We start from the raw sequence: 25,950 nt of genomic DNA, 5'->3' as shown, positions 1-25,950 counted from the left end.
ATGCCGGCGGTGCCCGCACCGTGGGCAACGAACAACACCCCGTCCTGGCGAGAGGACAGGGTGTTGCGTCTCCGACTCTAGTCCGATGCCGCCGGGTGTGGTGACGGGGCTGTGGGTGGTGCGGGCGCGGGTGGTGGTGCGGGGTCGGCGGCGAGCCGGCCGCGCAGGGCCCGGCCGACGGCGGAGCCGACGAGCAGGCCGAGCGAGATGGCGATGGCCACGCCGAGCAGGCCGAGCGCGACGTCGGTGGCCGACTCGCGTCCGGCGGCCAGCTCGGTGACGCCGACGAGGCCGAGGCTGCCGGGGACGAGCAGCCAGAAGGCGGGGAGGAAGAGCACGAGGCGCGGCAGCTGCGGGCGGCGCAGCTCGACGACGCTCGCGCCGAGGCTTGCCGCGATGGCGCCGAGGAAGCCGCCGAGGGCGATCGAGCCGAGCTCCTGCCCGGCGACCTGGGCGCCGAAGGCGAGGCTGAGCACGAGCAGGACCCAGCCCTGCATGCGCAGCGGGACGCCCTCCATGAGGCAGATGCTCGCGCCGATGAGGATGAGGCCGACCACGGCGCCGGCCCAGCCGATCTCGTCGACGCGGAGGTTGACGAGGGTCGAGGTCGGCACGCGGAGCAGGGCGGTGGCCATGAGCAGGCCGAGGGCGAAGAGGCCGAGCTGCGCGAGGCCGTAGGTCAGGCGGGCCGAGCCGGCCTGCATGTGCCCGGACGCGAGCTCGGACATGCCGTTGACGACGAGCGCCCCGGGGAGCAGGACCGCGAGCGGGGGCAGGACGGTGCGGAGCGGTCCCTCGAGCAGTCCGGCGTTGGCGGCGCCGAAGACGGCGAGGGACACGGCGAAGGCGGCGAGCGTCGGGAGCAGCGCCTTGACGACCTCGTAGCGCTCGGCGAGCTGGACGAGTGCGAGGACGATGAGGGCCCCGACTGCTGCTGCGGCGATGTTGGCCCAGCCGGGCTGGAGGATCAGGGCGATGCCGACGGCGAGCACGGGCCACGCGAGGGCGACGAGCCAGGCGGGCTGCTGGACCGGGCGCATGGCCGTCGCGGCGAGCTCGTCGCGGGCGGCGGCTGGGCCGAGCTCGCCGTGGACGAGCTGGTGGCGGATGAGGCGGACGCTCGCGGACTGGTGCAGGCGCAGGCCGGGAGGCGCCGAGCGGAAGGTCGACGGGCCGCCCGAGGTGAGGCTGACCATGAGGCCGGTCGGACCGACGGCGGTCTGGACCTCGGGGTAGCCGAGGCGGGCGCTCACCTCGGTGAGCTCCTCCTCGATCTCCTGCACCGGCTGTCCGGTGGCGATCATGGCGGTGCCGAGCTCGGCCAGCAGGGCGCGGGTCTCGGTCTGCCGGTCCGCGTCGTCCTGCATGGTCGTCATCATGTCAGCGGACGAGGCGCCCTGAAGAAAAAGTCGGGCCGGGCTGCATCCGGACGCATCCCCCATGCGGAAGAGGTGTTGATGGGTGACTCGCACCCACCAACAGAAAGGGATGTCTCATGAAGCGCATTCTCGCCACGGGGTCCATCGCCGTTCTCGCCATGGTCGGCTTGGCCGGCAGCGCCAACGCAGCACCGTCCGACTCGGCGTGCTTCGGCCAGGTGCACAAGACGGTGAACAGCGGCGGAGTCCCCGGCGTGGACAACGTGGGGCAGCTCGTTCAGGCCGTCGGCGGGGGCCAGGCCAAGAACGCAGTCGCGGAGTCTCTCTGCTGAGAGGCCGGCTCCTCACCAAGTGAATGACAGCGGCGGCTCGGATCCTGACACCCTCGGACCCGAGCCGCCGCTTCGCGTGCCCCGCGCTGGTGGGCGTCACGTCACGCGGCGAGCCGCGCCCAGAACTGGCGGATGTGCGAGGCCAAGGCCTCCGGCTGCTCGAGTGGGACCAGGGTGCGGGCCTGCTCCACCGTCACCGCCGTGGCGTCGGGCGCCGCGGCTGCGGCATCCTCGGCGTCCTGCGGGCGCCAGTCGCCGCGGTCGTCGGAGGCCACGAAGAGGCTCGGCACGGTGAGGTCCGCGAGCTCAGCAGTGACGTCGACCCGGTTGAGGATGAAGGACCGGACGGCCAGGGCCATGCTGCGGTGGGTGGGGCGCGCCAAGGACTCCTCCACCGCCTGACGCAGAGGCGCGCTGTCTCGCGAGGCGTCGGTGAGCATGGCCGTGAGGATCGCCGTGCGCACCGGCCCCACGGGCCCCGCAGCCCGAAGGACCGGGAGCAGGAGCGTGATCTGCCGCCGAAGCGGGGCGTCGACAGGCTGGGCGGGTGAGCTGACGGCCACGAGACTGCGCAGCACTCCCGGTCGCGCCGCGAGCTTGAAACCGACGTGCCCGCCGAAGGCGTTGCCGACCCAGTCGACCGGGCCATCGACGCCGAGCCCGGCGAGCAGGTCGGTGGCAGCGTCCGCGGCGCCGGCGATGTCGCTGGCCTCGCGCAACGACTCGCTGAGGCCCAGCCCGGGCGGGTCGACGAGCGCGTAACGCCGGTCCCGAGGCAGCAGCGGCACCACGGGGTCCCACGTGTGGCTGTCGACGAACATCGAGGACCACAGGACGGTCGTGGGGCCCTGCCCGACCAGACGGACGTGAAGCCGGCCGAGCCGGGTGGGCACGAGGGCGGTGCTCTCGGCGAGCGTTGGGTCGCTGCCGGAAGCGGGGGTGTGGGGGTCCATCGACTGCTCCTTGCGTGAGTTGATCTTAATGAGACTGACATGAATATATTGAGGTTAGCATTGGTCGCATGAAAGATGGGGCGGCGCGGGCCTACCGGATGACGGCCCGAGCGGAAGCGGCCGAGCAGACCGGCCAGCGGATCATCGACGCCATGCTCGGGCTCTACGCCGACGTCCCGTACGACCGCATCCGGCTCGAGGACGTCGCTGCCGCGGCCGAGGTCACGGTGCAGACGGTGATCCGGCGCTTCGGCACGAAGCACGGGCTCCTCGCCGCCACGGTCGAGCGCGAGCTCTCCCGCCTTGCCGCCGACCGGGCGGCCGCCGTGGGGGAGAGCCCCGAGGCCACGCTGCACTCGCTGGTCCGCTACTACGAGAACCACGGCGCGCTGATCCTCAAGCTCTACGCCGAGGCGGGCCAGGCGCCCGGTGTGCCGGAGCTCGCTGCACGCAGCCGCAGCTACCACGTGAGCTGGTGCCGGCAGGCTTTCGCCGAGCGCCTCGACGGCATTCACGACACAGCGACTCGAAAGCGCCGGCTGGCCCAGGTCGTCGCCGTCTGTGACGCCACGACGTGGCGGATCCTCCGGTTCGACGGCGGGCTCTCGGCCAGGCAGACCGAGGAGGCGCTCCGCGAGATGCTGCTCCCCCTGCTCTCGCCAGTCGGGGCGTGACCGGCGCCCGAACAGTGGTGCGGCATCGGTGATTGGATCGAGGCATGCGCATCTTCTTCACCGGCGGCAGCGGCAAGGCCGGCAAGCACGTCGCGACGTTCCTCGCCGAGCAGGGGCACCAGGTCACGAACGCCGACCTCGTGCCGCTACGGCATACGGCCGTTGACGACCTCAGGGTCGACCTGACCGACGCCGGCGAGGTCTACTCGGCGCTCGCGGGTCTGGCGCGCTTCGACGAGCTGGACCTGCCGGCCAAGCCGGCCTACGACGCCGTCGTGCACTTCGCCGCCGTGCCGGCGATCCTGCTCACGTCGGAGGCGAAGACGTACGCGACGAACGTGCTCAGCACGTACAACGTGCTCGAGGCGGCCACGCGGCTCGGCGTGCGCAAGGTGATCTTCGCGTCGTCGGAGACGACGTACGGCGTGTGCTTCGCCCAGGGCGAGCGGCGGCCGCTCTACGTGCCGGTCGACGAGGAGCACCCGACGGTGCCGGAGGACTCCTACGCGATGTCGAAGGTCGCCAACGAGGTGACGGCGCGCTCCTTCCAGGCCCGCACCGGTTTCGACATCTACGGTCTGCGCATCAACAACGTCATCGAGCCGCACGAGTACGCCGAGATGTTCCCGCCGTTCCTCGAGGACCCGGCGCTGCGGCGGCGCAACATCTTCGCCTACATCGACACCCGCGACCTCGGCCAGATGGTGGCGCGCTGCCTCGAGGTCGACGGGCTGGGCTACGAGGTCTTCAACGTCGCGAACGCCGACATGTCCGTCGCCGCGACGGCCGACGAGGTGCGCGAGCGCTTCTACGACGGGGTGGAGCTGCGGCGGCCGATGGGACGCAACGAGACCTTCTACTCCATCGACAAGGCCCGCGACCTGCTCGGCTACTCGCCGCAGCACTCGTGGCGCGACGTCCTGACGGACCCGCACGCGTCGTGAAGGCCGTCGTCTACGACGACTACGGGCGTATGCCGCAGCTGCGGGACGTGCCGGAGCCCGAGTGTCCGTCGGGCGGGGTCGTCATCGCCGTCAAGGCGACGGGCGTATGCCGTTCGGACTGGCACGCGTGGAAGGGGCACGACCCGGTGTCGTTGCCGCACATACCGGGTCACGAGCTCGCCGGTGTCGTGGCGTCGGTAGGGGCCAGCGTGCGGGATTGGGCCGTCGGCGACCGGGTGACGGTGCCCTTCGTGTGCGGGTGTGGTGTGTGCTCGTGGTGCCTGGCCGGCGAGGCGCAGGTGTGCCCGGACCAGACGCAGCCCGGCTTCACGGGGCCGGGGTCGTTCGCCGAGCTCGTGCCGATCCACGGCGCCGACACGAACCTCGTGCGGCTGCCGGACTCGGTCGACTTCGTGACGGCTGCGTCGCTCGGGTGCCGGTTCGCGACGGCGTTCCGGGCTCTGACGACCCACGGCCGTCTCGGTTCTGGCGAGTGGCTGGCCGTGCACGGGTGCGGCGGGGTCGGCCTGTCGGCGGTGATGATCGGGGTGGCGCTCGGTGCGCAGGTTGTCGCCGTCGACGTGAATCCAGCTGCGCTGGAACGGGCTTCGTCTCTGGGGGCTTCTGCGGTCGTTGATGGTGGGGCTGTTGGGGACGTGGCGGCGGCGATCCGGGAGGTCACGGATGGCGGCGCCCATGTCTCCATCGACGCATTCGGTTCGCCCGAGCTGGCGGTCGCTTCGGTGCGCAGCCTTCGACGCCGCGGTCGGCACGTGCAGGCCGGACTGCTGCTAGGCCCCAAGTCCACCCCGCCGATCCCGATGGACCTCGTGATCTCCCAGGAGCTCGAGATCTACGGCTCCCACGGCATGCCCGCCCGCGACTATCCGGCGATGCTCGCCCTGATCGAGGACGGCACCCTCCGCCCAGCCGACCTCGTCGGCCACGTCATCGGCCTCGACGAAGCCAGTGCCGCCCTGGCCACCATGGATCACCCGTCAGCCGCCGGGATGACCGTGGTGAGTCTTGACGACAGCCGCCCCGGGGAGGGGTAGGGCCGTGGACGTCCGGGTCGGCCTGTGCGGGTGGACGGTCTCGCAGGCGTCGTATGTGCGGCGATTCCCGGTCCTCGAGGTGCAGAACACGTTCTACGACCCGCCGGCGGACGCTGTGCTGACGCGCTGGCGGACCCAGGTGCCGGCCGACTTCGAGTTCACGATGAAGGCGTGGCAGATCGTCACCCATGAGTCCAACAGCCCCACCTACAGGCGGCTGAAGCAGCCTCTGCCTGAGAGCGCCCATGGGCAGGTGGGAGGGTTCCGGACGACGCCCGAGGTCCTTGCGGGGTGGGAGCGAACTCTCGAGTGCGCCCGCGTCCTGCGGGCCAGCGCCGTGCTGCTCCAGTGCCCGAAGAGCTTCCGCCCGACGGCGGACAACATCGGTCGGCTCCGGAGCTTCCTGTCGCAGGTGGAGCGGCCGGCCGGTCGGCTGCTCTGGGAGCCCCGCGGCGAGTGGCCCCGGCAGCTGCTCGAGGAGCTCTGCGCCGAGCTGGATCTCGTGCACGTCGTGGACCCAATGCAGACCGAGACAGTGACACCGGAGCAGACCTACTACCGCCTGCACGGCACCACGGGCTCGCGCCACGTCCACACCGACGATGAGCTCCGTCGGCTCCGAGATCTGGTCGACGGCCGACCGACTCCCTACGTGATGTTCAACAACCTGCCCCGGACCGGTGACGCAGAGCGGTTCCTCGCCCTGCTCGACCGCGACGCCGGCTGAGCACGCTGGCCTGACCTCTCGTGCGCTGTGCAGGCTTCCTTGTCTCCCCTCCCGGAGTGTGGTTGCGTGGCGATACCGTCCCCGCCGCCCGGCGAGGCGCCACGACGAGGTGGTAGCGATGGGCACGACGTACGACTACGTGATCGTGGGGGCGGGATCGGCAGGAGCCGTGGTCGCTGCCCGGCTGAGCGAGGACCCACAGGTCCGGGTGTGCCTGCTCGAGGCCGGCGGCCCGCCGCCGCCCGCCGAGCTGGTGCCGGCCGCGGTGGCGAGCCTGCAGAACGACCCCGCGACCGACTGGATGTACAACGGCGACCCGGGCGGGGTCGGGAAGGGCCTGGTCGGCGGCCAGATGATGGTGCCGAGGGGCAAGATGCTCGGCGGCTCCTCGGGACTGAACTACATGGCATACGTCCGTGGACACCCCGGCGACTTCGACGCGTGGGCCGCTTCGGGTGCGGACGGCTGGTCCTACGAGGAGGTGCTGCCCTACTTCCTCAAGTCCGAGGGCTTCGTGGACAGTCCTGAGCTGCACCCCGACCGCGAGATGCACGGACACCACGGTCCGGTGGGGGTGTCGGTGCGCCAGCCGATCCTGCGCGCGTCGAACCAGTTCGTCGAGGCCGCCGGGGCGGCGGGCCTCAAGCAGGGTGACTACAACGGTCGCGACCGCCTCGAGCCCGAGGGGGTGGCCTCGCTCTTCCAGACCACGACGAAGGACGGCCGGCGCAGCTCGACCTTCCACGCCTACCTCGAGCCCGTGATGGGTCGGGAGAACCTCACCGTCGTCACCGGCGCGCTCGTGGAGCGCGTCCTGCTCGAGACGAACGGTGAGGTGGTCCGGGCGACCGGGGTCGCCTACCGCACCGAGCAGGGCGTCAGCGAGGAGGTCGCCGCGGGCACCGAGGTGGTGCTGTGCGCGGGTGCCATCGGCTCGCCGCACCTCCTGCTGCTCTCGGGAGTCGGGGCTCGCGACGAGCTCGCAGCCGTCGGAGTCGAATGCGTCGTCGACCTCCCGGACGTCGGGCGCCACCTCAAGGACCACCTCCACACGCCCTTGATGTTCGCGGCCGACGGCATCGGCGAGACGATGCTCGACGTCGCCATGTCTCTCGGCCCGGACGCGCTTCGGGCTCCGGCCGGTCCACTCCCGGCCGACCCTGCCGACGACGGCGACCTGCCCGAGCCCTTGGCTGCTGCCAAGGCCGAGGCAGAGCGACGCATCGGCGAGTGGTTCACCACCGGCCGCGGGCTCGCGTCATCCTCGCTCTACGACGCCGTGGCGTTCTTCTCCACCGGGCTGGGCGACGCGCACACCCACGACGCGCAGATCGGCTTCCTCGCGACCGGCTACACGCCGCCGATCTGGGAGGGCGTCTTCCGGCTCCCGCCGTCCGCGTTCTTCGAGGACCCCGAGTCCTTCCTCGACCCGACGCGCGGCCAGGTGGTCCTGCTGCCCAACCCCGTGCAACCCCATTCCGAGGGCGCCGTGACGCTGACCAGCGCGGACCCGGCCGTCCCACCGCGGATCGAGCTCAACTACTTCGACGACCCCCATGACGTGACGGTGATGATCGCCGTGATGCGCAGGGCCCTCGAGATCGCGAAGGGCTGGCCCGGCGGTGGTTTGGGTGCCCCCGTCATCCCACCGCACCTGGCGCGGGCCCATGGCCACGAGGCCGGCTCCGAGCTGAGCGACGCGCTGCTGGAGGACCTGGCCCGCCACTACGCGCTGACCGTCTACCACGTGACGTCGACGTGCCGGATTGGTGACGTGGTCGACCCGCGGCTGCGGGTTCGCGGTATCGAGGCCCTGCGCGTGGCCGACGCCAGCGTCATGCCGAACGTCGTCAGCGGAAACACGAACGCCGCGACGATCATGATCGGCGAGAAGGCAGCCGAGCTGATCGCCGGCGAACATGGCGTCCACCTCCACGAGCTGGTCGGCTGACGGCTGGGAGGCCAGCGGAAGAACTGACCGACTCTAATCGACCGGGGAACATAAGCGTCCGCCGGTGCGAGCGAGCCCCTCGTCCGGCTCTACCGGGCGAAGACGTTCGCGAGCTCGCGGCGCTGAGCACGCGCTAGAGGACGGCGCGTCCGGATTGTCGACGCGACGGTCCATTCGCGGCGGGATGACGCATCCCTGAGGGCAATCGCGCCACAATCGTCCTCCGGGGCGATTACCCCGCCCCGGGTGCGACACCCAGGCTGGATATCTCGACAACTTCGCCGACATGTCGCCGCGTCACGTGGAGATCCCCAGAGGGTGCCCGCCCGCAGGCCGGTCCCCCGCGGTTCGGCTCAGGTCCGCTAGACCCTATGTCCCCCACCGAGTGACTAGGGTGGCGGGCATGACTGAGTGGCTGTGGAGCGCACTCGGAGGTCTGGTCGTTGGGTTTCTAACGGGTGTGGTCGCAAGCTTCTTCGAACCCGTGCGGCATGTCGCCGAGCGGCTGGGACGCCGGACTTTCGAACGCAGTCCCTTGGACGTCAACGTCGAGACCGATCTGGGGATCATTTGGGCGGGGAGCCCTGACTGGAATGCTGCCTGCTTCTGGGTGCCAGACACAGGTCCACTTGGCGCGCCTCCCGGCACACTGGCGGAGTGGCAGAAGTGGGTTGCGGGCCACGGCGGTTACGACAGTGGTACTTCTACGGTCCTGCTGACCGTCGTTGCCCGCTCCAAGGTGACCGTCGTGATCAGCCCGCCGCTCGTAACGGCGACGTCACACCCTCTCCCGGCCGGGCGCTACCTCGCCCGCCCGACCGCCGGGGCTGAGGTCCATCCGTTGGGCTTCGATATCAGCCTCATGGACGCTGGGCAGAGCTGGGTCACCTTGTCGGATATCGACGGACCGCGGTTCGCGCCTCTCAGTTGGTCACTGAGCGAAGGGCAAGTCGAGCGGTTCTTTCTGAAGGTCACCCCGGAGAACGGGAGGCTGTGGCGGTGGCGTCTTCAACTTCCGCTCATTGTTGACGGACGGAGGATCCTTCATGACGTTGACAACGACGGGGAAGACTTCGTTGTGGTGGGCCACCCCCCAGACATCGATGACCAACTATACGTCGAAACCGAGTGGAAGGCGCGCTCTGAGCTCTAAGAGCGCCTTCTATCCCCTGGGGCCACAGTCACGCCGACCCCGTCCGAGTTATGGACGACACGGCACGGGCGCGAAGCACCTTTCAAGTCTTGTCCCACTCAGCACGGCAAACTTCAACCAATAGCGCGACGCCCGCTACCAGGCCAGCAGTCACATAGATCCAAAGCGGCGGATCTGGGATCAGTGCTGTAGGCATAAGGCCTATTCCTAGCGAGAGCGCTAGAACTGCTAACCGAAGTAGTGCGACCCGCGCGAACACAGTCGTGTTAATCCAAGCGATGTACAACGATAGTCTTGCAGCCTGCTGCTTGGGCGCCATCGAGGCGACCAAGGGGTCTCCGTCGATAGTTCTTTTGCCCAAGTAGCCCAAATAGCCTGCAGCCAACCCGATGCTGCAGGCAATCGCGATCATCGGTATCATGACATGAGCAGGAATCGTCTGCGTCGTGCTGTCTCTGTAAAACAGCGCAGTTAGGCCAGTTTGTACTGTACCTATGGTCGCCGCGGTCTTCACTACAAGTTCTGCGCGCTTGACCGATCGATCAACGGCTTGGGCCGCGCTCGTAAGATACGCGCTCTGGACCGCTTCTCTCAATCTGTCTTCGGCCTGAACTGCCTGGATTTCCTTGGCTGAGTTTGAGATCCGTTCTGCCGAGATCGCGTCCAGTTCCTTGAGGCGTCGCTCAATTTCGAATTCGACTCGGGCCTTGAAAAGCGTCTCGGCTCCTCCATCCACTCCAGCAGGCGGCGTCGGCCAACTCCCCATGGCGGTGTCCATCACTGACCGCCCATTCCTTCAAATGTAAAGTCGTCGTCGACCTGGCTCCCCAAGGTAGTGTGGAGAGGTTCTGTCTGATGAACAAGGCCCCAGTCGGGATCCTCGACGAACTCGCTTTTCGGGAACTGCTTCATCTCAAGTCGGCAAAAGATCTTCTCATTACTCAAGGACCATGCCCCCAGTCAAATGTTGGAGTGCCTGCGCACGTGAGTCTTCGCAGTCGACCTGGTTTACAAATTCCAAGATCTCAAGGCGAATTCCGTGCCGGTCTACCCTAGCCCCAAGGAGCCACGAGAACGAGCAAAGCGCTTGAACGGTTTCGGCCTGATTCAGGCGAAAGCGGTGTGTTGCAGCCTGCCGTACCATCGGCCAATAATGCGCGACATGCTTGGTCCGGCGTCGATCCAGCACGGTCACAGCAGCATCCAAGTCTGCAGTTTTGGTGCCGCGCAGCAACAATCGCGGGCTAACCAAATGCGGCCAGCGATCCGCCAGTACCTTCAACGATTCGTTCTTGTCGTTGGACACGGCCGCCGCCGACACGAGGTTGAAATGGGTGAGAATCGATTTATGCGACATGCGGCTAAAGGGGAGGAGTGCTCGCGCTCGCCACCTCGGCGCGCTGATTTTGCTGGCGATATTACGCAGTTCACGGAACGACCGGTCATCGTCGCGCATTCTTGAGGAATATGCCATGGTCACCAGCGCCGTGGCCTTGGCCGCATCACTGTCTAGCGTCCGCACCAGCCCAATTAAGTTCTGCCAGTGGCCCTGTGAAACGTACCAGCTCCACCTCGCGAGGCACGCCGCCATCTCGCGTGACGGTAGTACATCCGCGATGGCGCCAAGCGCAGTGGCTGATGCCAAATCAGCCTGAATTGTGCCGCGAGCGTAGACCAGACAATTCTCCAAGATTTCAAGCCTTCGGGGGATATCTGGTACGTCTGCACACACGGCCAAGGCGGCCGCGACGTCTTCTCCGTCATCGGGGAGATGTCGCATGAGCGCCTGCGCGAGCAGCATCTTTGCATCGTAGTAGGCTCGATATTCGAGGGGTAGATCGTCCGCGCGCAACTTCGTCTGAGGAAAGCACCGCTCTGCTTCTGCTATCAGTCGCTCGAACGCTGCATCTTGATCGCTAAGGTTCGAGATCACGCGCTGAGCCGCCTTCAAATTACCATTGGCCAGCTGCCAGTCGAACAGAACTTCAGCGTCCCGGATGTGGATAGGATCCATTGAGTCCGTAGGGACGCCTCGCTCTAACATTATTTGGAGGTCAACGTCACCGATACTCCCACTCCCGACGCGCTCCGCGAGTAGGCTCTTTGCTTCGCGTTCCAGGCCTTCGTCGATTCCGTATGAGCTAGCCAAATCACACATGAGGCGTGTCATATCGGGCCCCTCGGGGATCAGTGCTAGTCCGACCCGTAGCCGAGAAATGAAGCTTTCGCGCGCGGCAGAAGGTGCGATGGACACCAACGAGATAAGCGCAGAGCATCTGGTGGCCGGCTGACTGAACCGGTCGACGATGTCGAGAGCCCTCGCAAGGAAGGCAGTGTCAAGCGTCTCTTGGGCTGCGACAGGCCGCAGGCGGGTAGCGGGTCGGCTGCGGAACATCCGCGAAGTATGGCATTTGCGACGAGCGGGTGTGATCCCTTGGGCGCATGTCGACGGACATCCTGCCCAGTTGGCTTGCCAAGCATTGCAGTGGATCCCCTTGAGCAGTGCTCTGGTGTCAGGCTTCTGAGCGCCAAGACGCCAGCCCAGCAGGGCCGGGATGGGTTGGCGCCCCCTAATGGGTGGGCTGGTTCGCCCCTAGCCTGATTGGGCAGTATGCCGCACGTCCTGGGGCGCGCCCTATCTGGGCGGAATCGACGCTGGTGGCCCCAGCTAGTCAGACACCGGCGACGTAGGCGGTGAGGAAGTGGACGCCGTGTCGGTCGAGGTTGCCGCGGGCGCGGTCGTAGTGCTCGGTGGTGCGCGGATCGGCGTGCCGGGCCAGGATCTGCGCGTCCCGGAAAGGGACGCCGGCGTCGAGCGCGTTGGTGATGGCTGCGTGCCGTAGCGAGTGAGGACTGACGTGCCGCGGGATGCCGGCAGTCTTCGCGATCCGCGCGACCATTCGGTAGACGTCGCGTCGGTCGATCGGCTTACCGGAGACCGGCCGTAGCACGAGTGGTCCGGAGGTGCGTTGGCCTCGGCAGGCCTCGAGTGCCCGAAGCACGGGAACGGTGACCGGCATGGTGGCGGGCTTGTTGCCTTTGCCGACCAGGTGCAGAACGCGGTGGCCGCGGAGGGTGTCGGCGTAGTCCTCGATCCGCACGGCCGCGGCTTCCGATGCCCGGAGGGCGTTGATGCCGAGCAGGTAGGCCAAGGCGCCGTGGTGGACGGTAATGGTCTGGGCGACTTGGAGGAAACGGATCAGCTCGAGCCGGTCCAGTCCTTGGGTGCGGGACTCGTCGCGGTGGATCTTGGGCAGTCGGGCGTAGACGGCTGGGTCGGCAGTGATGAGGCCGTCGATGTGGGCGAAGCGGAAGTAGCCGCGGACGGCGTGCATCATCGTGACGACGGAAGAATCCATCAGGCCCCGCTCGCCGAGGTGACGGACGTAGAGCTCGATGTGTGCTCGCTGGATCCCGAGGAGCGGGTCGAGCCCGCCGATCTCGCACCACGCGAACCACTCCCGCAGCTGGAACGCGTAGAGGGAGTGCGTGCGCCCGGCGTAGCGCGCCAGGAAGGACACGGCGGCGAGTTGGGCCCTGGACATGGTCGCGGGCTGGAACGGTGAAAGGGTGGACGGGCCGGACATGAAGTCACCTCGCGCGGCGATGCTTCACTGACCCAGACCCCGCCCGCCGCTGGCGGCCAGGCGCATGGACCTATCGACGCTAGCCACGTGCCAGCGTTTCGGCCCGGTCTGCAGGCGGCGGAAAGACGCAGGAAGCGCGTCGCGTGGTGGGCTTGGCTCCTAGGGACTGTGTGGACAGGTAATCAGCCTAGCTAGTTGAGGATTCCTACGCCCTCCCCGCAAGGGGCATCCAAACACGACCCGCGCGTCTAGCGACGGCGACCAAGGGTTGGCAAACCACCAGAGAGTGTGCGAATGCTTGTGCTCCGTCCATGAGAGCGAGAGCTCGCGCGATCGTCGCGTTCCGCGGCGCGCCATCGAGCACCGACGTCGATGGATGGTTCTGCGCTGGGGCCATGACCGCGGTTCGCTTTATATAGCTCCCGTGCTCTACGGCGACCGACAGCCTCTCTTCGCGCAGGCAAGCCAAACCCCGCGCTTGAAACAAGTTCGCACGTCTCGCAAAGGGGGCCAGTGACTTCATTACGCCGACCTTCAGCCTCAACGTTCACCCACTCGTGGCCGCATTGCGCGCGGAATGTTGCGAACGGATCCAGTCGATGCACGAACTCAGGCTCGGCGCCGTCGCGGACGAACCATCGCAAGTCTTTCCGTTTCGCGGGCTTGCCCCAGTGGCCTTCCAGTCCCTGCACGACTGCGGAACGCACGGTCTCACACGTTGTGCAGCGGTCGTAATTTGATGGCACCCAATTCTCCTGCCACCACGGCGCGATCCAGCGCCGGCTGCAGAGGGCAAGGCGCGGATAGCGAGGGTTGAGCGTATGCACCAAGTCGTCGTCGTCCAAGACGTGCTCGTCAAAGTCCTGCAGGTTGGTCGCTCGCGGAGTGATCAAGGTGGGCACGATCCGTCGGGCGGGCATGTTCGATCCAATCCAAGGCCGTGCGTGTACGCAACGGCGACGCGAGTTGGTCAACGACGACTGCGATGCGGCGATGTTCGCGGTATGTCCGGCGAAAGCCGGGCACTGCAACGTTACCCATCAGGACGGCAATCCAGGGCTCATGGCGCACGGTTCGTCGTTGCGACTTGCCGCCCTCGGCAGGCCGGCTCAATCGGCCTGGCCGTCTCGCGGCGGTATGGGGCAGCCGGGCCGCTTGGCGTGACCGGCCCCCCACCGGCCCTGAATCTCGACGCCGCGCGTCAACAAGCCCTGCTGCGTACGGGGATTAACTCGGCTCGGCGTATGGGACCGTGCAGCACGTTCACGTCGTAGAGTTCTCAGGTTGTTGTACATCTGGAAAGGGACGACGTGACGACCGCTGCTGGTGAGAAGCCGATCTCAGAGAACTCGCTTTCAGGACTCTGCGCCGACGATGAATCAACCAGTGCCAGCGGCGGCGCGGACGGGGACGGTCCCTCGGATGCGCCGGTTCTGGAGCCAGCGGTTCAGGACCTGGAGCCGTCGCCACGCAATTCGCGCCCGCAGATCAGCGCTATTCGCATTCAAAATTTCAAGAAGATTAGAGACACGCGCATCGAACTGGGTCCTATCACCTATCTCGTTGGCGGCAACAATTCCGGGAAGAGCAGCGTTCTCCAAGCGATTCACACCGCAGTCAGTTGCGCCCAAGCGTCAGTTGAGCTTGGCCAGCGAGTCATTGCCGAGGCCAGTCTGCGATATTCGCCGGTGGCGGACTTTTCACTTCTCGGACACGGGACGCCATATGAGAACCGAGCCGGAGGCCAGCGAGGTGTCGTCGACTTCGAAGGGACCTCTGACAACTCGGAGGAGTCTGATTATCGAATCGAAATGTACAAAGCCCGGAATCATCACAATGTCGGGGTTGACCGGTCTGGCCTATCTCAAGGATTTGGTCAATTCATCTGCGACCCGAAAGCCCTGTTCAGCGTTTATGTGCCAGGCCTAGCTGGCGTCCCGCATCGAGAGGAAATGAGTGGGTATGCAGCGGTCTTCCGCAAGGCTGCAAGTGGTGACGCAAATTTGGTGTTCCGCAATATCATTCGCCTACTGGCCGATCGAGCATTGCTCGGGGAACTGGAGGAACTTCTAGAGGGGGTCCTGAAGGCTCCAGTCTCCTTCCGAGTCGATTACGACGCTGATCGCGATCTCTACGTCGACGTGCGCTTGGCGACGGGGTCAGACCCATCGGCGCGGGACTTCTTACCCGTCGATCTGTGGGGCACAGGCATTTTGCAGGTCACCCAGATCTTCGCTTACGTCCTACTCTTCAGACCATCAATGCTTCTTGTTGACGAGCCTGACAGTCATCTCCACCCCTCTAGACAAAAAAGCCTAGGCGTTGCGCTGGAGGAGATTTCAGAACGGTTCAATTGCAAGGTCCTGGTCTCGACGCATAGTCGCCACCTGATTACTGGCGCATCCGACGCGGTGAAGGTTGTGTGGATGAAGGACGGAACGGTCGAGTCCGACGAGCATCGAGAATTAGCCGCGCTCCTCATGGATCTCGGAGCACTCGACCAGTTGGATCGTTCTCCACAAACAATAATTTGCACTGAGGACGAAGACCCTTGGGTGCTCCAACTCGCTCTGACGGAGCTCGGCCTTGGCGAGGATGACGTGAAAATAGCCTCTTTCAACGGGCTCAATAATGCTTTCACGGCGGAAGCGTTCCGCGAGATGGCCGCCCTAATGGACTCAAGTCCTCGCGTCCTGATTCACCGAGATCGAGACTTCCTGACCCAAGACGAACTTGAAGAATGGTCCAGGATCTTTGTCGAGCGCGACATTGAAACATTTTGCCCCTCCCTGTGTGACACAGAGTCGTACCATGCGACTACTGCACACATTGCCGAGGTTACCAAGCTCCCGCTGGAAGAGGCTGAGGGCCTACGGCAAGAAGTCGTTGAAGAGAATTTGGAGGCCTTTCGCAAGAAGTTGCGCGAAAAGAGGAGGGCGGCCAATCGGAAATATTTGGACGGCGGAGCGCCGCGCACGGAGGAAATGTGGCCGGAAGGTGACGCTGCGCCCGAGAGCCTACTCTACGGGAAACTCCTCTTAACTCAGGTGACGCACAAGCTCAGAGAGCGAAAAGTCCTCGCCAAAGGTTTGAGCCTTGAGGGTCAGAGCAGCTCCGAGTTTGTTCTGGAGTTGAGAACGGTCCTCGGAATTTGATCTTTCGCTGGTCGCTTGCGGCGGCAAGTGGAGCCGCTGTCTGCAAAACCCCGACCCGAAGCGGCTGCGCCTAGAAGGGTACCTTCTATGGGGACTCCAGTATCCGACGGCACCGCTTGGACCGCTCGTTGCAAGAGACTGATGCCAGGGGCCTGTTGCACATGTGGTCCCGTCACCGCACGTCGGGACTGCCGGCGAGGGGGGGCCGGCTCAGGACTAGTGCCACCGACTTACCGCCAAGCCCGCACAGGGGGACGTGTGCGCCGACTCGTCGGAGCACTGTCGAGGGCTCGGTTAATCGCAGCACTCAGGTGAAGTCAGGCTTTAGGGCCTATCGGAGTCTGCGTTGTGCAAGGATTAGCGCAGAGACGAGGCTAGCCCGGACCTGATTCGCCGTCGGCGCTCCCGGTCTCGAGATGGCAATCGCAGCCGTCAGGATGGAGATCCCAGATGTCTTCCTCAGGTCGTCGGAAGGCTTGGGGCGCCCCGTACTGAACCGCGATCCCACCGGCTGGCAAGACCTGTCCTGTCAGCTGCTCAAGCAACATTGACGCCAACTCATAGAAGGGCGACACGATCCCTTCATCTGCCTCAACGAGAAGCGGACGGAGATGCATATTGCTTTCTTCTGGGCCAAAGAAGGCCGTGCGCGGCGGGTCCGCGTATACCCAAGATGCGAAACCCTCGCCCAGAACACAGAGCGCATTTACGACCTCGCGACGCTTCAGTTGACCGTTTATGGCGATAAATCGGTCGACAAGTTCTCGCAGCGACTGTCCTTCCCCCAATCGAGCGCACACCACCGCGGTGAACATCGGAGGCGTTGGGCCAAGTTCGATTGCGCCTCTATTCTCGACCAAGAGTTGGCCCGACGGCGTGGGACATAGCCGGGCCACAGTCACAAGCTTCTCCATGGCGGCGTCCAAACTGGCCGCCGTGAGCGACTGCTTGACTTCAAGAACGCCGTAAACACCTTCGACCGGATAGTGGAATCGCCGTGACGCCGCGGTGGCGCCCGCCTTAATGCTCGGGAACCACAGATGATTGAAGATCACTACGTCACAGTCGCCAGCATTCAGCCCGTCTCGATTCGAGACTACACCAGATTTAATGGAGTATCGCTCGGGCAGGAGACGCCCTAATTCTTCGCGAAAGATGTCCTCGACGCCTGGCCCTGAATCGAAATTATGAAGATTGAACTCTCGTTCTAGCTCGGCCCGCAGGCGAATCAATCGCTCGACGCCTAGACATCGATCGCGGAAAGCCGACTTGAGAACCTCCGGGGAAGACTTTGGCTGCCAGTCGCTCGGATCCGGCAGCTCTGGATTCCACACAGATGTCATAGGAGCATGATGGCAAGAATCGGACCCGATCAGGGAGAAGCCCGCCGGTGTCCGCGCCGGTGACCCCGAGTGGGCACGGCGGCCAGAAGCAACTAGCCGGGCCTCCCCCTCATCTGGGCGACTTGAGGCTTGCCCCTACTGGGCGGAATGGGCCGCATACCTCCGTGTCTAGCTCGAGGCAGCCCGGCCGTTGTGGGTGCGCATCGGCCTCGGTTTCTTGGCCAAAGACGAAGGCGAATCTGCTGATCGCTGCTGGAGGGGCAGGGATACTCGGGACATGTCCGTGCCGCCATCGGAGCTGCCTGAGGGCGTCGTCGACCGTGTCCGGATCGCCGCGACGCTGCTCGGCGACATCCAGTACATGACACTTGCCACCGCGGACGAGAGCGGCCGGCCGTGGGCATCGACCGTCTGGTTCTGCGCCTCGCTTCGTTCACCGTCGACGGAGCGGCTCGACGTAGAGCTGATCTGGCTCTCGAGACCCGAGGCGCAGCATTCGGCCAATCTCCTCGAGCGGCCCGAGGTGGGCATCAGCGTCTTCGACAGCAGGCAGCCCGCCGACACCGGGGTCGGGCTCCAGCTTGCGGCCCGCGCCGAGCAGGTGCCGGCCGAGGAGCTCGAAGCGGCACTGGCTGCCTTCTCGACGGCGTCGGTGGCAGCCGGCGGCAACGAATGGTCGCTGCGCCAGGTGCAGGAGCCAGCCCCGCTGCGCGTCTACAGGGCACACCTCGACCGCGCCCTGCTTCTCGTCGACGGCTCGAGAGCCGAACTGCCCCTGAGCTGAACGGAGCAGAGCGCTGACGGTGCGACGTAGCGTGTCGATGTGATGTTCAGTCGTGAACTGCGAGACGCGGTCGCCCGCGGGGAGATCACCGTGACGATCCGCCGGTGGGACCGTCCGTAGGTCAAGGCCGGGGGCCGATACCGGACCGCGGGGGTCGTCATCGAGGTCGACTCCATGGAGGTCGTGCCCTTCTCCGCCGTGACGGACGAGGACGTGGTCGCCTCGGGCGAGTCCGACCTCGAGGCACTTCGTGACCGAGCCGCCCATTCGGGGCCGATCCACGACGACACCTTGGTCCATCGGATCGAGTTCCACATCGTGTGACCGCGACGGGTCGCCACCGCTCCGTGACGACGGGGATGCCTCCGCCGCAGTCGGCCGCCCCTTCTCGTGTGCTCCGCCACGTTCTGGTCAGTGTGTTTGCGTGCGCACAGACATGGCGCCGTGGACGGCCCACATTTGGGGGATCCGGAGTTCTCGTAGGACTGGAGGTGAACTCCGATGACCACCACGAATCGACGCCAAATTCCCTGTGGCACAGAGTCCTTCACCGCAGGCACCATGCGCGCAGTGGTGAGGCGCCTTGGTTCAACGCGAATCCGACGCCGCGCCTCGATCGCACTCTTCGTCGCCGTGGCGGCTCTGGCAGTGTCGCACCAGGCCGCTGCGCTCATGCCCATCCCACCCGCGCCGGTCAGGTTCCCGATCGCGGACATCGGGCACACCATCCTGACGGTCGCCGAGCAGTGCTCGCAGGCACCGATCGCCGACAATCGCCGACTCCACAACGAGATGGTGCTGCTGATCACCACGGGCCACGCGGCGATCTGAGCCATTGCGCAGCAGCGACCAGGTGCACCTCGACGGGTAGGTTCCCGGTGTGACCGAGAGCGACACCGCACCTCACCCAGCTGCGACCCACGGCCGAGCCGCCCACGTGCGCGGGCTCGTCCTGGCGGCAGGCGCGGGACGCCGGATGGGCGGGCCGAAGGCGCTCGTGCGCCGGCACCCGGACGAGCCGACGCTCGTCGAGCGCGCTGTCTCGCTGCTCCACTCCGGCGGCTGCTCCGGCATCACCGTCGTCGTCGGTGCCGCCGCCGAGGAGGTCACCGCCATCGTCACCGCGCTCGGCCGCGACGTCGACGTCGTCACCTGCCCCGACTGGGACGAAGGAATGGGCGCCTCCCTCCGCGCAGGACTCACGGCCCTCACCCGCTCCACCCACGAGGGTGAGGGCTGCGTCGACGCCGTGCTCGTCACCCTCGTCGACCTCCCGGACCTGACACCCGAGGTCGTCGCGCGCGTGCTCGACGCCCCGGGCCACGTCGACAACGCGCACTCGCCGCACCCCGACCCCGACGAGCACGCCGTCGAGCTCCACAAGACGGCCGCCCCCACCAACCACGAGCTCCGGGCGACACTCCGCCGGGCGGCATACGACGGCGTCCCGGGGCACCCGGCGCTCATCGGGCGTGACCACTGGGAGCAGGTCATCGCCTCGGCGACCGGCGACCACGGCGCCCGCCACTACTTCCGCACCACCGCCCACGAGCTCGTCGAGTGCGGCGACCTCGCGACGGGCCGCGACGTCGACACCCGCGAAGAGCTCGACACGTCCCGCTAGACGGGCCCTCCGCTTCCGCAACCCCCGTTCATGAGTGATGCTCAGGGGATGGATCACCTGTTCAACAGCGCCGACGACGTCACGACCGCCCTGGGCGGCACGGGCTACCTCGCCGACGAGGCGCTCGCGACGATCACCTTCCTCGCGACCCGGCTGAACCGGCCGATCCTGCTCGAGGGCGAGCCCGGCACCGGCAAGACCGCCCTCGCCGAGGGCCTCGCCCAGGCGCTCGACCTCAAGCTGATCCGCCTCCAGTGCTACGAGGGCATCGACGCGACGCAGGCCCTCTACGACTGGGACTTCCCGCGCCAGATCCTGCACCTGCGCACCGTCGAGGCCCTCTCCCGCGAGGAGCACCACGACGCCAAGGCACTCGAGGCCGAGCTCTTCGACGAGCGCTTCCTCCTTGCCCGCCCCGTCCTCCAGGCCCTGCGCGAAGCCCCCTGCGTCCTGCTCATCGACGAGATCGACCGCGCCGACGACGAGTTCGAGGCCTTCCTCCTCGAGGTCCTCTCCACATGGCAGGTGACGATCCCCGAGCTCGGCACCATCGCTGCCACAACCCCGCCGATCGTCGTCCTCACCTCGAACCGCACCCGCGAGCTGCACGACGCGCTCAAGCGCCGCTGCCTCTACCACTGGATCGACCACCCCGGCCTCGCCCGCGAGCTCGAGATCGTGCGCACCCGCCTGCCCGAGGTCAGCGCCGCGCTCGCCGAGCAGGTCGTCACCCTCGTCCAGCGCCTCCGCTCCTCGGGCGAGCTCATCAAGCCCCCGGGCGTCGCCGAGACGCTCGACTGGGCGCGCGCCCTCGAGACCGTCGGCGCCACCCGCCTCGACGCAGAGGTCGCCGCCGCCACCCTCGGCGCCGCCCTGAAGTACCGCGAGGACTCCGAGAGGATCCGCGCCTCGCTCGACAAGCTGCTCACCGCATGACCCGAGACCTCGCGCCCGCCGCAGCCACCCAGCACCCGACCGAGCCCGACGTCGACGAGCTGCTCCTCGGCTTCGCCCGCGCCCTGCGCGCCGCCGGCGTCAACGTCACCGCCGACCGCGAGCGCACCTTCCTGATCGCCGCGGCCACGGTCGGGATGGGGGAGCGCGCCGGGGTCTACTGGGCCGGCCGCTCGACCCTCACGTCCACGCCCGCGGACTTCCCGGCATACGACGAGATCTTCGAGCGCTGGTTCGGCGGCGAGTCCATCCCGCAGGGACGCCGCGTCGACATCCAGCGCCCTCCCGTGCGCCAGGCGCCCCTCGGCGACGCCGAGGGGGAGGCCGGCGACGGCGAGGCCGACACGATCCAGGCCAAGGCGAGCGCGCAGGAGGTGCTGCGCCACCGTGACGTCGCGACCCTCAGCGCCGCCGACCGCGCTGCCGCCGCAAGGATGTTCGCCAGCCTCGACCCGCGCTCGCCGCTGCGCCGCGCCCGCCGCCACGTCCGCGCGAGCAGCGGCACCGTCGACGGCCCCGCCACGCTCCGCGAGCAGCTGCGCCGGATGGGCGAGCCCGGTCGCATCCACCACCGCCGCCGCGGCACCCGCCCGCGCCGCATCGTCCTGCTCATCGACGTCTCCGGCTCCATGAGCCCGTATGCCGACAGCCTCCTCCGCCTCGCCCACGTCTTCGTGCGCACGGTGCCCCACGTCGAGGTCTTCACCATGGGCACCCGCCTGACCCACGTGACCCGGGCGCTCACCGAGCGCGACCCCGACCGGGCGCTCGCCGCCGCCGGACGCGTCGTCCCCGACTGGTCGGGCGGCACCCGCCTGGGCGAGGCCATCGGCGCCTTCCTCGACCGCTGGGGCCGCCGGGGTATGGCCCGGGGCTCCGTCGTCGTTGTCTTCTCCGACGGCTGGGAACGCGAGGGACCGGAGGTGCTCGGTGAGCAGATGCGCCGCCTCAACGCGCTCTCGCACCGGGTCGTGTGGGCCAACCCGCACCGCGGGAAGGTCGGCTACGAGCCGGTGCAGCAGGGCATCGTCGCGGCCTTGCCGCACATCGACGACTTCGTCGCAGGGCACTCGCTCGCGGCGTTCGAGGAGCTGATCGAGGTGGTCGCCCGTGCGTGAGGTGATGGACGAGCTGATGCAGTGGTGGTCGGCCGGCGAGACCGTCGGCGTCGGCACCGTCGTCGGCACGTGGCGCTCGGCGCCGCGCCAGGCCGGCGCCTCGATGCTCGTCGGCCCCGGCGGTGAGGCCGTCGGCTCCGTCTCCGGAGGCTGCGTCGAGGGCGCCGTCTACGAGCTGAGCCAGGAGGTCGTCGAGACCGGTCGGCCCGTGCTCCAGCGCTACGGCGTCAGCGACGACGACGCGTATGCCGTCGGGCTGACGTGCGGGGGCATCCTCGACGTCTTCGTCGAGAAGGTCTCCCGCGAGACGTTCCCCGAGCTCGGCGACGTCGCCGCCGACATCGCGGCCGGACGGCCTGTCGCCGTCGTCACCGTCATCGAGCACCCCGAGCCCACGTGGGTCGGCCGCCGCGTCGTCGTGCACCCGGAGGCCGACGGGCCCGACGGTGGTGACGACACGGCATCCGTGCTCGGCTCGCTCGGCAGCGGGCGCGCGGACGACGCCGTACGCGACGACGCCCGAGGCCTTCTGGCACAGGGCCGCTCGGCGATCCTCACCTACGGCCCCGACGGGGAGCGTCGCGGCGAGGGGATGCGGGTCTTCGTCGCCGCCCACGCGCCGAAGCCGCGGATGCTCGTGTTCGGCGCCATCGACTTCGCCGCCGCAGTCGCGCGGGTCGGCGGCTTCCTCGGCTACTACGTCACCGTGTGCGACGCCCGGCCCGTCTTCGCCACGAAGACGCGCTTCCCCGGCGCCGACGAGGTCGTCGTCAAGTGGCCGCACGACTACCTCCAGGCGGAGGTCGACGAGGGACGCATCGACAGCCGCACCGTCATCGCCGTGCTCACCCACGACCCGAAGTTCGACGTGCCGCTGCTCGAGGTCGCGCTCCGTCTGCCCGAGGTCGCCTACATCGGCGCCATGGGCTCGCGGCGCACCCACGAGGACCGGCTCGAGCGGCTGCGCGAGGCCGGGCTCACCGACGACGAGCTGGCCCGGATGAGCTCACCGATCGGCCTCGACCTCGGCGCCCGCACGCCGGAGGAGACCGCCGTCTCGATCGCCGCCGAGATCATCGCGCTGCGCTGGGGCGGCGCCGGCGAGCGGCTCGCGGCCACCGAGGGCCCGATCCACCACCACCATCCCGCGCACGACACCCCGCTGGGTCACTGAGACCTCACGTGCTCGTGATGTCACGAGGGCAGCCGACGGGGTAAGGGCGTCCTGTCCGCACCACCCCTCAAGGAGGCCACCATGCAGATCGACAAGCAGCAGATCCTCGAGCTCCTGCGCAACCGCGGTGAGCAGCAGCAGGCCGCCCAGGCCGAGACCGAGCTGCCCGACCAGGTCGACACCGACCAGCACGCCGACCTGCTCAGCAAGTTCAACATCGACCCCCAGGAGCTCCTCGGCGGTCTCGGAGGCAAGCTCGGGCTCTAGGCCCCACCTCGACAAAGTTCGTATGCGGCCGGACTCGGCCGGCTACTTTGGCGCGACCCGGTCGCGCGCGCAGGAGACGACGGCCGTGAGGTCGAGCCCGTAAGGGGGACCCCCGCCCGCGGCATACTGCTGGAGCCTGTCGACGCCACGGTCGAGCAGACGGTGAGCCCCGACCTCGTTGCCCCGAGCGGCGTGCGTCAGGGCGACGCAGAGCTGGGCGAGGCCCTGCCAGAGGTCACGCTCGTCATCGGGCCCGGCCTTCCAGCGGGCCTCGAGGACCTCGTGCGCCGAGAAGGGCCGCCCCTCCTCGACGAGGGCCTTGGCCGCGGCCAGGGTCTCGTGCGGCGGGAGTGGCTCCTCGGAGACCGGCTCGACGCCTTCGGCGCCGTAGGGCAGCGGTCGACCGAGAGCGTCGCGGGGTCGCTCCTGTCGGGGTCGCCCGGCCCCGTCGCGGTCGCGGTCGCTCGCGCCGCTCACCGCAGGCTCCGCTGGACGTGACGTCGGGTGGGCAGCCTCATGCGTCCACCGTAGGCCCTCGCCCTGCGGTCCGGTCCTGCCCGCCGACCCGGGCCGAGGGCGGCGGCCCGCCGGTCTGACGCGCTCAGGTGCGTGGGCGCCAGCGCTTCCAGACGGCCGTCGCCGCAGCGCGCACCTTGCCGTCGAAGCGCAGCTCGACCTCGACCGTCATCTGCGGCTCGTCGGCCTCGGTGACGGTCGCGAAGAGCTCGATCTCGTCGTGCAGGGGAGCGGGTCGCAGGTAGCGCACGTCGAGCCCGGCCGTGACGTAGGAGAGGTCGGCGCCCGGCAGCGGCGGCCAGCCCCGGCGCTGGGCCTCGAGCATGACGGCGGCCGCGCTGTGGCAGTCGAGGACCGTGCCGATGATGCCGCCGTTGAGGTAGCCGAGGCCGTTGTCGTGCTCGGGCCACGGCATGAACGCCGCCGTCACGCCGCCCGCACCACCGCCGTCACCGACCGGGTAGCTCTTGAGCTGCAGACCCTTGGGGTTGCCCTGCCCGCAGCCGAAGCACGGGAGGTTCGGGTAGAGGCGCTCCTGGATGCTGAGCGCATCGTCGGCGCGGGCGATGTCGACGTCGGTGTCCGGCATGGGCCCAACCTACAAGCGAGCTCCGCATCACGAATTGGTCCAACCTCTTGATGAGTTGACGTGCGCAGTGTCATCCTCGACGACATGAGTCAGAGCGGATTCACCCCCGTCGCCCGCCGGTCCGTGTCCGAGCAGGTCTTCACCGAGCTGCGCGACGCGATCCTCACCGGCCGCTTCGCCCCCGGCGACTCCCTGCCGCCGGAGCGCGAGCTGGCCGCCTCCTTCGCCGTCAACCGGCACGCCGTCCGCGAGGCCCTCCAGCGCCTCCAGGTCGCCGGCTTCGTCCGCGTCGTCCACGGCGGCGGCACGACGGTCCTCGACGTGCGCAGCAGCGCCGGCCTCGACCTGCTCGCCCACCTGGCCCGCTCGGGCGACGGGCTCGACCCGATGATCCTGCGCGACGGCCTCGAGATGCGCCGCTGCATCGGCGTCGAGGGCTCGCGCCTCGCCGCGACCCGGGCCACCGAGCCGGCACGGGCGAGCGTCGTGGCGGCAGCGGCGGCATACGGCTGCCCCGACATCGACGACGCCGACCGCGACTTCTGGCTCGCCGTCGTCGAGGCGAGCGGCAACCTCACCTTCCGCCTCGCGCTCAACTCCCTCGTCCACGCCATCGACGGCAGCCCCGAGGTCATGGACGCGCTCCTCGCCGGCGACCGCTCCGACCTGCTCCCGCACGCGCCGCTCGCCGCCGCCATCGCGACCGGCGACGCCGCCGAGGCCGCGCGGCTCGCCGACGCGATCCTCACCCAGGCCGTCGACGTGTGGGCCTCGCTCACCGACGACGGGCGCACGCTCGACCCGGTGACCAAGGGGGCGTGATGGTCGACATCATCGTCACGGCGATCCCCTTCTTCATCGCCTTCATCGTCATCGAGGTGCTCTCGTTGTGGCTCGCGCCCGACGACGACGAGGTCGGCTACGAGGTCCGCGACACCGTCACGAGCCTCACCATGGGCATCGGGAGCGTCGGCGTCGGGATCCTCTACAAGGCAGCGCAGCTCGTCGTCTACGCCGCGCTGTATGCCGTGACCCCGCTCCGCCTCGACACCTCGCTGTGGTGGGTGTGGGTCGTCATCTTCTTCGCCGAGGACCTCGCCTACTACTGGTACCACCGCGCCCACCACGAGGTGCGGATCCTCTGGGCCAGCCACGTCGTGCACCACTCGAGCCAGCGCTACAACTTCTCGACGGCGCTGCGCCAGACGTGGACCCCCTTCGGCGGCATCCCGTTCTGGGCGCCGCTCGCGCTCCTCGGCGTGCCGGTGTGGGCGATCTTCCTCCAGCAGTCGATCTCGCTGCTCTACCAGTTCTTCCTCCACACCGAGCGCGTCGGGAAGCTCTGGCGCCCAGTCGAATACGTCATGAACACGCCCTCGCACCACCGCGTGCACCACGGCATGAACAACGCCTACCTCGACCGCAACTACGGCGGCATCCTCGTCATCTGGGACCGCCTCTTCCGCTCCTTCGAGCCCGAGGGCGAGCGCGTCGTCTACGGCCTGACGAAGCAGCTGCGCACCTACAACCCGCTCGTCGTCGCCACCCACGAGTACGCCTCGATCTGGGCCGACGTCCGCGCCGCCCGCTCGTGGCGCGACCGCTGGGGCTTCGTCGTCCGCGGCCCGGGCTGGCAGCCCAACACCTGAGGTATGCCGTGTGGCCGGGTCC

At 67.8% G+C, this 25,950-nt stretch carries 26 protein-coding genes; 18 read left to right on the top strand and 8 right to left on the bottom strand.

Annotated elements, in window-relative coordinates:
- Positions 1-77: 77 nt before the first annotated feature.
- On the bottom strand, positions 78-1,367 hold the full coding sequence (locus tag ACSQ2D_RS20620; RefSeq protein WP_435987785.1) for a threonine/serine ThrE exporter family protein: 1,290 nt from the start codon (positions 1,365-1,367) through the stop codon (positions 78-80).
- A 128-nt stretch (positions 1,368-1,495) separates the two neighbouring features.
- Here ACSQ2D_RS20620 and ACSQ2D_RS20615 point away from each other — a divergent pair, with 128 nt between their 5' ends.
- Positions 1,496-1,711: a hypothetical protein gene (locus ACSQ2D_RS20615; protein WP_435987784.1), complete on the top strand. Its 216-nt coding sequence runs from the start codon at positions 1,496-1,498 to the stop codon at positions 1,709-1,711.
- A gap of 101 nt (positions 1,712-1,812) precedes the next feature.
- On the opposite strand, the gene ACSQ2D_RS20610 is transcribed toward ACSQ2D_RS20615, so the two are convergent.
- Positions 1,813-2,664: an alpha/beta fold hydrolase gene (locus ACSQ2D_RS20610; RefSeq protein ID WP_435987783.1), complete on the bottom strand. Its 852-nt coding sequence runs from the start codon at positions 2,662-2,664 to the stop codon at positions 1,813-1,815.
- 68 nt (positions 2,665-2,732) lie between these two features.
- Between ACSQ2D_RS20610 and ACSQ2D_RS20605 the strand changes: the two genes are divergently transcribed.
- The 6 genes from ACSQ2D_RS20605 to ACSQ2D_RS20580 all read left to right on the top strand — a co-directional run bounded on the left by ACSQ2D_RS20605 (position 2,733) and on the right by ACSQ2D_RS20580 (position 9,168).
- The gene (locus ACSQ2D_RS20605; protein ID WP_435987782.1) at positions 2,733-3,338 is read left to right on the top strand and encodes a TetR/AcrR family transcriptional regulator; all 606 of its coding nucleotides are present in this window, start codon (positions 2,733-2,735) and stop codon (positions 3,336-3,338) included.
- Positions 3,339-3,382: 44 nt separating this feature from the next.
- Positions 3,383-4,282 carry an NAD-dependent epimerase/dehydratase family protein gene (locus ACSQ2D_RS20600; RefSeq protein ID WP_435987781.1) on the top strand — a complete coding sequence of 300 codons (900 nt, stop codon included), beginning with the start codon at positions 3,383-3,385 and terminating at the stop codon, positions 4,280-4,282.
- Positions 4,279-5,337: a zinc-dependent alcohol dehydrogenase family protein gene (locus ACSQ2D_RS20595; RefSeq protein WP_435987780.1), complete on the top strand. Its 1,059-nt coding sequence runs from the start codon at positions 4,279-4,281 to the stop codon at positions 5,335-5,337. The genes ACSQ2D_RS20600 and ACSQ2D_RS20595 overlap by 4 nt, the downstream gene beginning before the upstream one ends.
- Before the next feature lie 55 nt (positions 5,338-5,392).
- Positions 5,393-6,064, top strand: coding sequence for a DUF72 domain-containing protein (locus ACSQ2D_RS20590; protein ID WP_435987779.1), 672 nt, complete (start codon positions 5,393-5,395; stop codon positions 6,062-6,064).
- Positions 6,065-6,182: 118 nt separating this feature from the next.
- Positions 6,183-8,015: a GMC family oxidoreductase gene (locus ACSQ2D_RS20585; RefSeq protein ID WP_435987778.1), complete on the top strand. Its 1,833-nt coding sequence runs from the start codon at positions 6,183-6,185 to the stop codon at positions 8,013-8,015.
- A 403-nt stretch (positions 8,016-8,418) separates the two neighbouring features.
- Positions 8,419-9,168: a hypothetical protein gene (locus tag ACSQ2D_RS20580; RefSeq protein ID WP_435987777.1), complete on the top strand. Its 750-nt coding sequence runs from the start codon at positions 8,419-8,421 to the stop codon at positions 9,166-9,168.
- Positions 9,169-9,250: 82 nt separating this feature from the next.
- Here ACSQ2D_RS20580 and ACSQ2D_RS20575 read toward each other — a convergent pair whose 3' ends face one another.
- The 3 genes from ACSQ2D_RS20575 to ACSQ2D_RS20565 all read right to left on the bottom strand — a co-directional run bounded on the left by ACSQ2D_RS20575 (position 9,251) and on the right by ACSQ2D_RS20565 (position 12,713).
- Positions 9,251-9,949 (bottom strand): hypothetical protein, encoded by a 699-nt coding sequence (locus ACSQ2D_RS20575; RefSeq protein WP_435987776.1) that lies wholly within the window; start codon positions 9,947-9,949, stop codon positions 9,251-9,253.
- 156 nt (positions 9,950-10,105) lie between these two features.
- The gene (locus ACSQ2D_RS20570) at positions 10,106-11,182 is read right to left on the bottom strand and encodes a hypothetical protein (RefSeq protein ID WP_435987775.1); all 1,077 of its coding nucleotides are present in this window, start codon (positions 11,180-11,182) and stop codon (positions 10,106-10,108) included.
- Between the two features lie 658 nt (positions 11,183-11,840).
- Positions 11,841-12,713 (bottom strand): tyrosine-type recombinase/integrase, encoded by an 873-nt coding sequence (locus tag ACSQ2D_RS20565; protein ID WP_435987774.1) that lies wholly within the window; start codon positions 12,711-12,713, stop codon positions 11,841-11,843.
- Between the two features lie 1,352 nt (positions 12,714-14,065).
- On the opposite strand from ACSQ2D_RS20565, the gene ACSQ2D_RS20560 reads away from it, so the two are divergent.
- Positions 14,066-15,910 carry an ATP-dependent nuclease gene (locus ACSQ2D_RS20560; protein ID WP_435987773.1) on the top strand — a complete coding sequence of 615 codons (1,845 nt, stop codon included), beginning with the start codon at positions 14,066-14,068 and terminating at the stop codon, positions 15,908-15,910.
- A 374-nt stretch (positions 15,911-16,284) separates the two neighbouring features.
- Here ACSQ2D_RS20560 and ACSQ2D_RS20555 read toward each other — a convergent pair whose 3' ends face one another.
- Complete coding sequence (locus tag ACSQ2D_RS20555) at positions 16,285-17,253, bottom strand: DUF6602 domain-containing protein (RefSeq protein ID WP_435987772.1); 969 nt, start codon at positions 17,251-17,253, stop codon at positions 16,285-16,287.
- 277 nt (positions 17,254-17,530) lie between these two features.
- On the opposite strand from ACSQ2D_RS20555, the gene ACSQ2D_RS20550 reads away from it, so the two are divergent.
- The 8 genes from ACSQ2D_RS20550 to ACSQ2D_RS20515 all read left to right on the top strand — a co-directional run bounded on the left by ACSQ2D_RS20550 (position 17,531) and on the right by ACSQ2D_RS20515 (position 23,174).
- A complete protein-coding gene (locus ACSQ2D_RS20550; RefSeq protein WP_435987771.1) occupies positions 17,531-18,037 on the top strand; it encodes a pyridoxamine 5'-phosphate oxidase family protein in 507 nt (168 codons plus the stop codon).
- A gap of 174 nt (positions 18,038-18,211) precedes the next feature.
- Complete coding sequence (locus tag ACSQ2D_RS20545) at positions 18,212-18,361, top strand: hypothetical protein (RefSeq protein WP_435987770.1); 150 nt, start codon at positions 18,212-18,214, stop codon at positions 18,359-18,361.
- A 177-nt stretch (positions 18,362-18,538) separates the two neighbouring features.
- Positions 18,539-18,868: a hypothetical protein gene (locus ACSQ2D_RS20540; RefSeq protein ID WP_435987769.1), complete on the top strand. Its 330-nt coding sequence runs from the start codon at positions 18,539-18,541 to the stop codon at positions 18,866-18,868.
- 49 nt (positions 18,869-18,917) lie between these two features.
- Positions 18,918-19,661, top strand: coding sequence for a nucleotidyltransferase family protein (locus ACSQ2D_RS20535; RefSeq protein WP_435987768.1), 744 nt, complete (start codon positions 18,918-18,920; stop codon positions 19,659-19,661).
- A gap of 48 nt (positions 19,662-19,709) precedes the next feature.
- Positions 19,710-20,597 carry an AAA family ATPase gene (locus ACSQ2D_RS20530; RefSeq protein ID WP_435987767.1) on the top strand — a complete coding sequence of 296 codons (888 nt, stop codon included), beginning with the start codon at positions 19,710-19,712 and terminating at the stop codon, positions 20,595-20,597.
- The gene (locus ACSQ2D_RS20525) at positions 20,594-21,733 is read left to right on the top strand and encodes a vWA domain-containing protein (protein ID WP_435987766.1); all 1,140 of its coding nucleotides are present in this window, start codon (positions 20,594-20,596) and stop codon (positions 21,731-21,733) included. Before ACSQ2D_RS20530 ends, ACSQ2D_RS20525 begins: the two co-directional genes overlap by 4 nt.
- Entirely contained in the window at positions 21,726-22,907 is a 1,182-nt protein-coding gene (locus ACSQ2D_RS20520; RefSeq protein WP_435987765.1) for an XdhC family protein, read from the top strand. Before ACSQ2D_RS20525 ends, ACSQ2D_RS20520 begins: the two co-directional genes overlap by 8 nt.
- A gap of 81 nt (positions 22,908-22,988) precedes the next feature.
- Positions 22,989-23,174 carry a hypothetical protein gene (locus ACSQ2D_RS20515; protein ID WP_435987764.1) on the top strand — a complete coding sequence of 62 codons (186 nt, stop codon included), beginning with the start codon at positions 22,989-22,991 and terminating at the stop codon, positions 23,172-23,174.
- 42 nt (positions 23,175-23,216) lie between these two features.
- Here the strand turns inward: ACSQ2D_RS20515 and ACSQ2D_RS20510 are convergent, their stop codons facing one another.
- Positions 23,217-23,651: a DUF309 domain-containing protein gene (locus tag ACSQ2D_RS20510; protein ID WP_435987763.1), complete on the bottom strand. Its 435-nt coding sequence runs from the start codon at positions 23,649-23,651 to the stop codon at positions 23,217-23,219.
- A gap of 124 nt (positions 23,652-23,775) precedes the next feature.
- Complete coding sequence (locus ACSQ2D_RS20505; protein WP_435987762.1) at positions 23,776-24,279, bottom strand: PaaI family thioesterase; 504 nt, start codon at positions 24,277-24,279, stop codon at positions 23,776-23,778.
- 84 nt (positions 24,280-24,363) lie between these two features.
- On the opposite strand from ACSQ2D_RS20505, the gene ACSQ2D_RS20500 reads away from it, so the two are divergent.
- Positions 24,364-25,101 (top strand): FadR/GntR family transcriptional regulator, encoded by a 738-nt coding sequence (locus ACSQ2D_RS20500; RefSeq protein ID WP_435987761.1) that lies wholly within the window; start codon positions 24,364-24,366, stop codon positions 25,099-25,101.
- A complete protein-coding gene (locus ACSQ2D_RS20495) occupies positions 25,101-25,928 on the top strand; it encodes a sterol desaturase family protein (protein ID WP_435987760.1) in 828 nt (275 codons plus the stop codon). The genes ACSQ2D_RS20500 and ACSQ2D_RS20495 overlap by 1 nt, the downstream gene beginning before the upstream one ends.
- The last annotated feature ends 22 nt before the right edge of the window (positions 25,929-25,950 follow it).

The sequence above is a fragment of the Terrabacter sp. LjRoot27 genome, assembly GCF_964254175.1.
Taxonomy (GTDB): Bacteria; Actinomycetota; Actinomycetes; order Actinomycetales; family Dermatophilaceae; genus Terrabacter.
The sequence above is the reverse complement of the archived record's forward strand: the minus strand, read 5'-3'. Positions and strand labels throughout refer to the sequence as shown.

What these genes read in the sequence shown, in the direction of transcription:
- ACSQ2D_RS20620 (WP_435987785.1), bottom strand. Translation starts at nt 1,367, where the DNA reads ATGCAGGACGACGCGGACCGGCAGACCGAGACCCGCGCCCTGCTGGCC.
- ACSQ2D_RS20615 (WP_435987784.1), top strand. Translation starts at nt 1,496, where the DNA reads ATGAAGCGCATTCTCGCCACGGGGTCCATCGCCGTTCTCGCCATGGTC.
- ACSQ2D_RS20610 (WP_435987783.1), bottom strand. Translation starts at nt 2,664, where the DNA reads ATGGACCCCCACACCCCCGCTTCCGGCAGCGACCCAACGCTCGCCGAG.
- ACSQ2D_RS20605 (WP_435987782.1), top strand. Translation starts at nt 2,733, where the DNA reads ATGAAAGATGGGGCGGCGCGGGCCTACCGGATGACGGCCCGAGCGGAA.
- ACSQ2D_RS20600 (WP_435987781.1), top strand. Translation starts at nt 3,383, where the DNA reads ATGCGCATCTTCTTCACCGGCGGCAGCGGCAAGGCCGGCAAGCACGTC.
- ACSQ2D_RS20585 (WP_435987778.1), top strand. Translation starts at nt 6,183, where the DNA reads ATGGGCACGACGTACGACTACGTGATCGTGGGGGCGGGATCGGCAGGA.
- ACSQ2D_RS20580 (WP_435987777.1), top strand. Translation starts at nt 8,419, where the DNA reads ATGACTGAGTGGCTGTGGAGCGCACTCGGAGGTCTGGTCGTTGGGTTT.
- ACSQ2D_RS20570 (WP_435987775.1), bottom strand. Translation starts at nt 11,182, where the DNA reads ATGGATCCTATCCACATCCGGGACGCTGAAGTTCTGTTCGACTGGCAG.
- ACSQ2D_RS20565 (WP_435987774.1), bottom strand. Translation starts at nt 12,713, where the DNA reads ATGTCCAGGGCCCAACTCGCCGCCGTGTCCTTCCTGGCGCGCTACGCC.
- ACSQ2D_RS20555 (WP_435987772.1), bottom strand. Translation starts at nt 17,253, where the DNA reads ATGACATCTGTGTGGAATCCAGAGCTGCCGGATCCGAGCGACTGGCAG.
- ACSQ2D_RS20550 (WP_435987771.1), top strand. Translation starts at nt 17,531, where the DNA reads ATGTCCGTGCCGCCATCGGAGCTGCCTGAGGGCGTCGTCGACCGTGTC.
- ACSQ2D_RS20545 (WP_435987770.1), top strand. Translation starts at nt 18,212, where the DNA reads ATGGAGGTCGTGCCCTTCTCCGCCGTGACGGACGAGGACGTGGTCGCC.
- ACSQ2D_RS20540 (WP_435987769.1), top strand. Translation starts at nt 18,539, where the DNA reads ATGACCACCACGAATCGACGCCAAATTCCCTGTGGCACAGAGTCCTTC.
- ACSQ2D_RS20530 (WP_435987767.1), top strand. Translation starts at nt 19,710, where the DNA reads ATGGATCACCTGTTCAACAGCGCCGACGACGTCACGACCGCCCTGGGC.
- ACSQ2D_RS20525 (WP_435987766.1), top strand. Translation starts at nt 20,594, where the DNA reads ATGACCCGAGACCTCGCGCCCGCCGCAGCCACCCAGCACCCGACCGAG.
- ACSQ2D_RS20515 (WP_435987764.1), top strand. Translation starts at nt 22,989, where the DNA reads ATGCAGATCGACAAGCAGCAGATCCTCGAGCTCCTGCGCAACCGCGGT.
- ACSQ2D_RS20505 (WP_435987762.1), bottom strand. Translation starts at nt 24,279, where the DNA reads ATGCCGGACACCGACGTCGACATCGCCCGCGCCGACGATGCGCTCAGC.
- ACSQ2D_RS20500 (WP_435987761.1), top strand. Translation starts at nt 24,364, where the DNA reads ATGAGTCAGAGCGGATTCACCCCCGTCGCCCGCCGGTCCGTGTCCGAG.
- ACSQ2D_RS20495 (WP_435987760.1), top strand. Translation starts at nt 25,101, where the DNA reads ATGGTCGACATCATCGTCACGGCGATCCCCTTCTTCATCGCCTTCATC.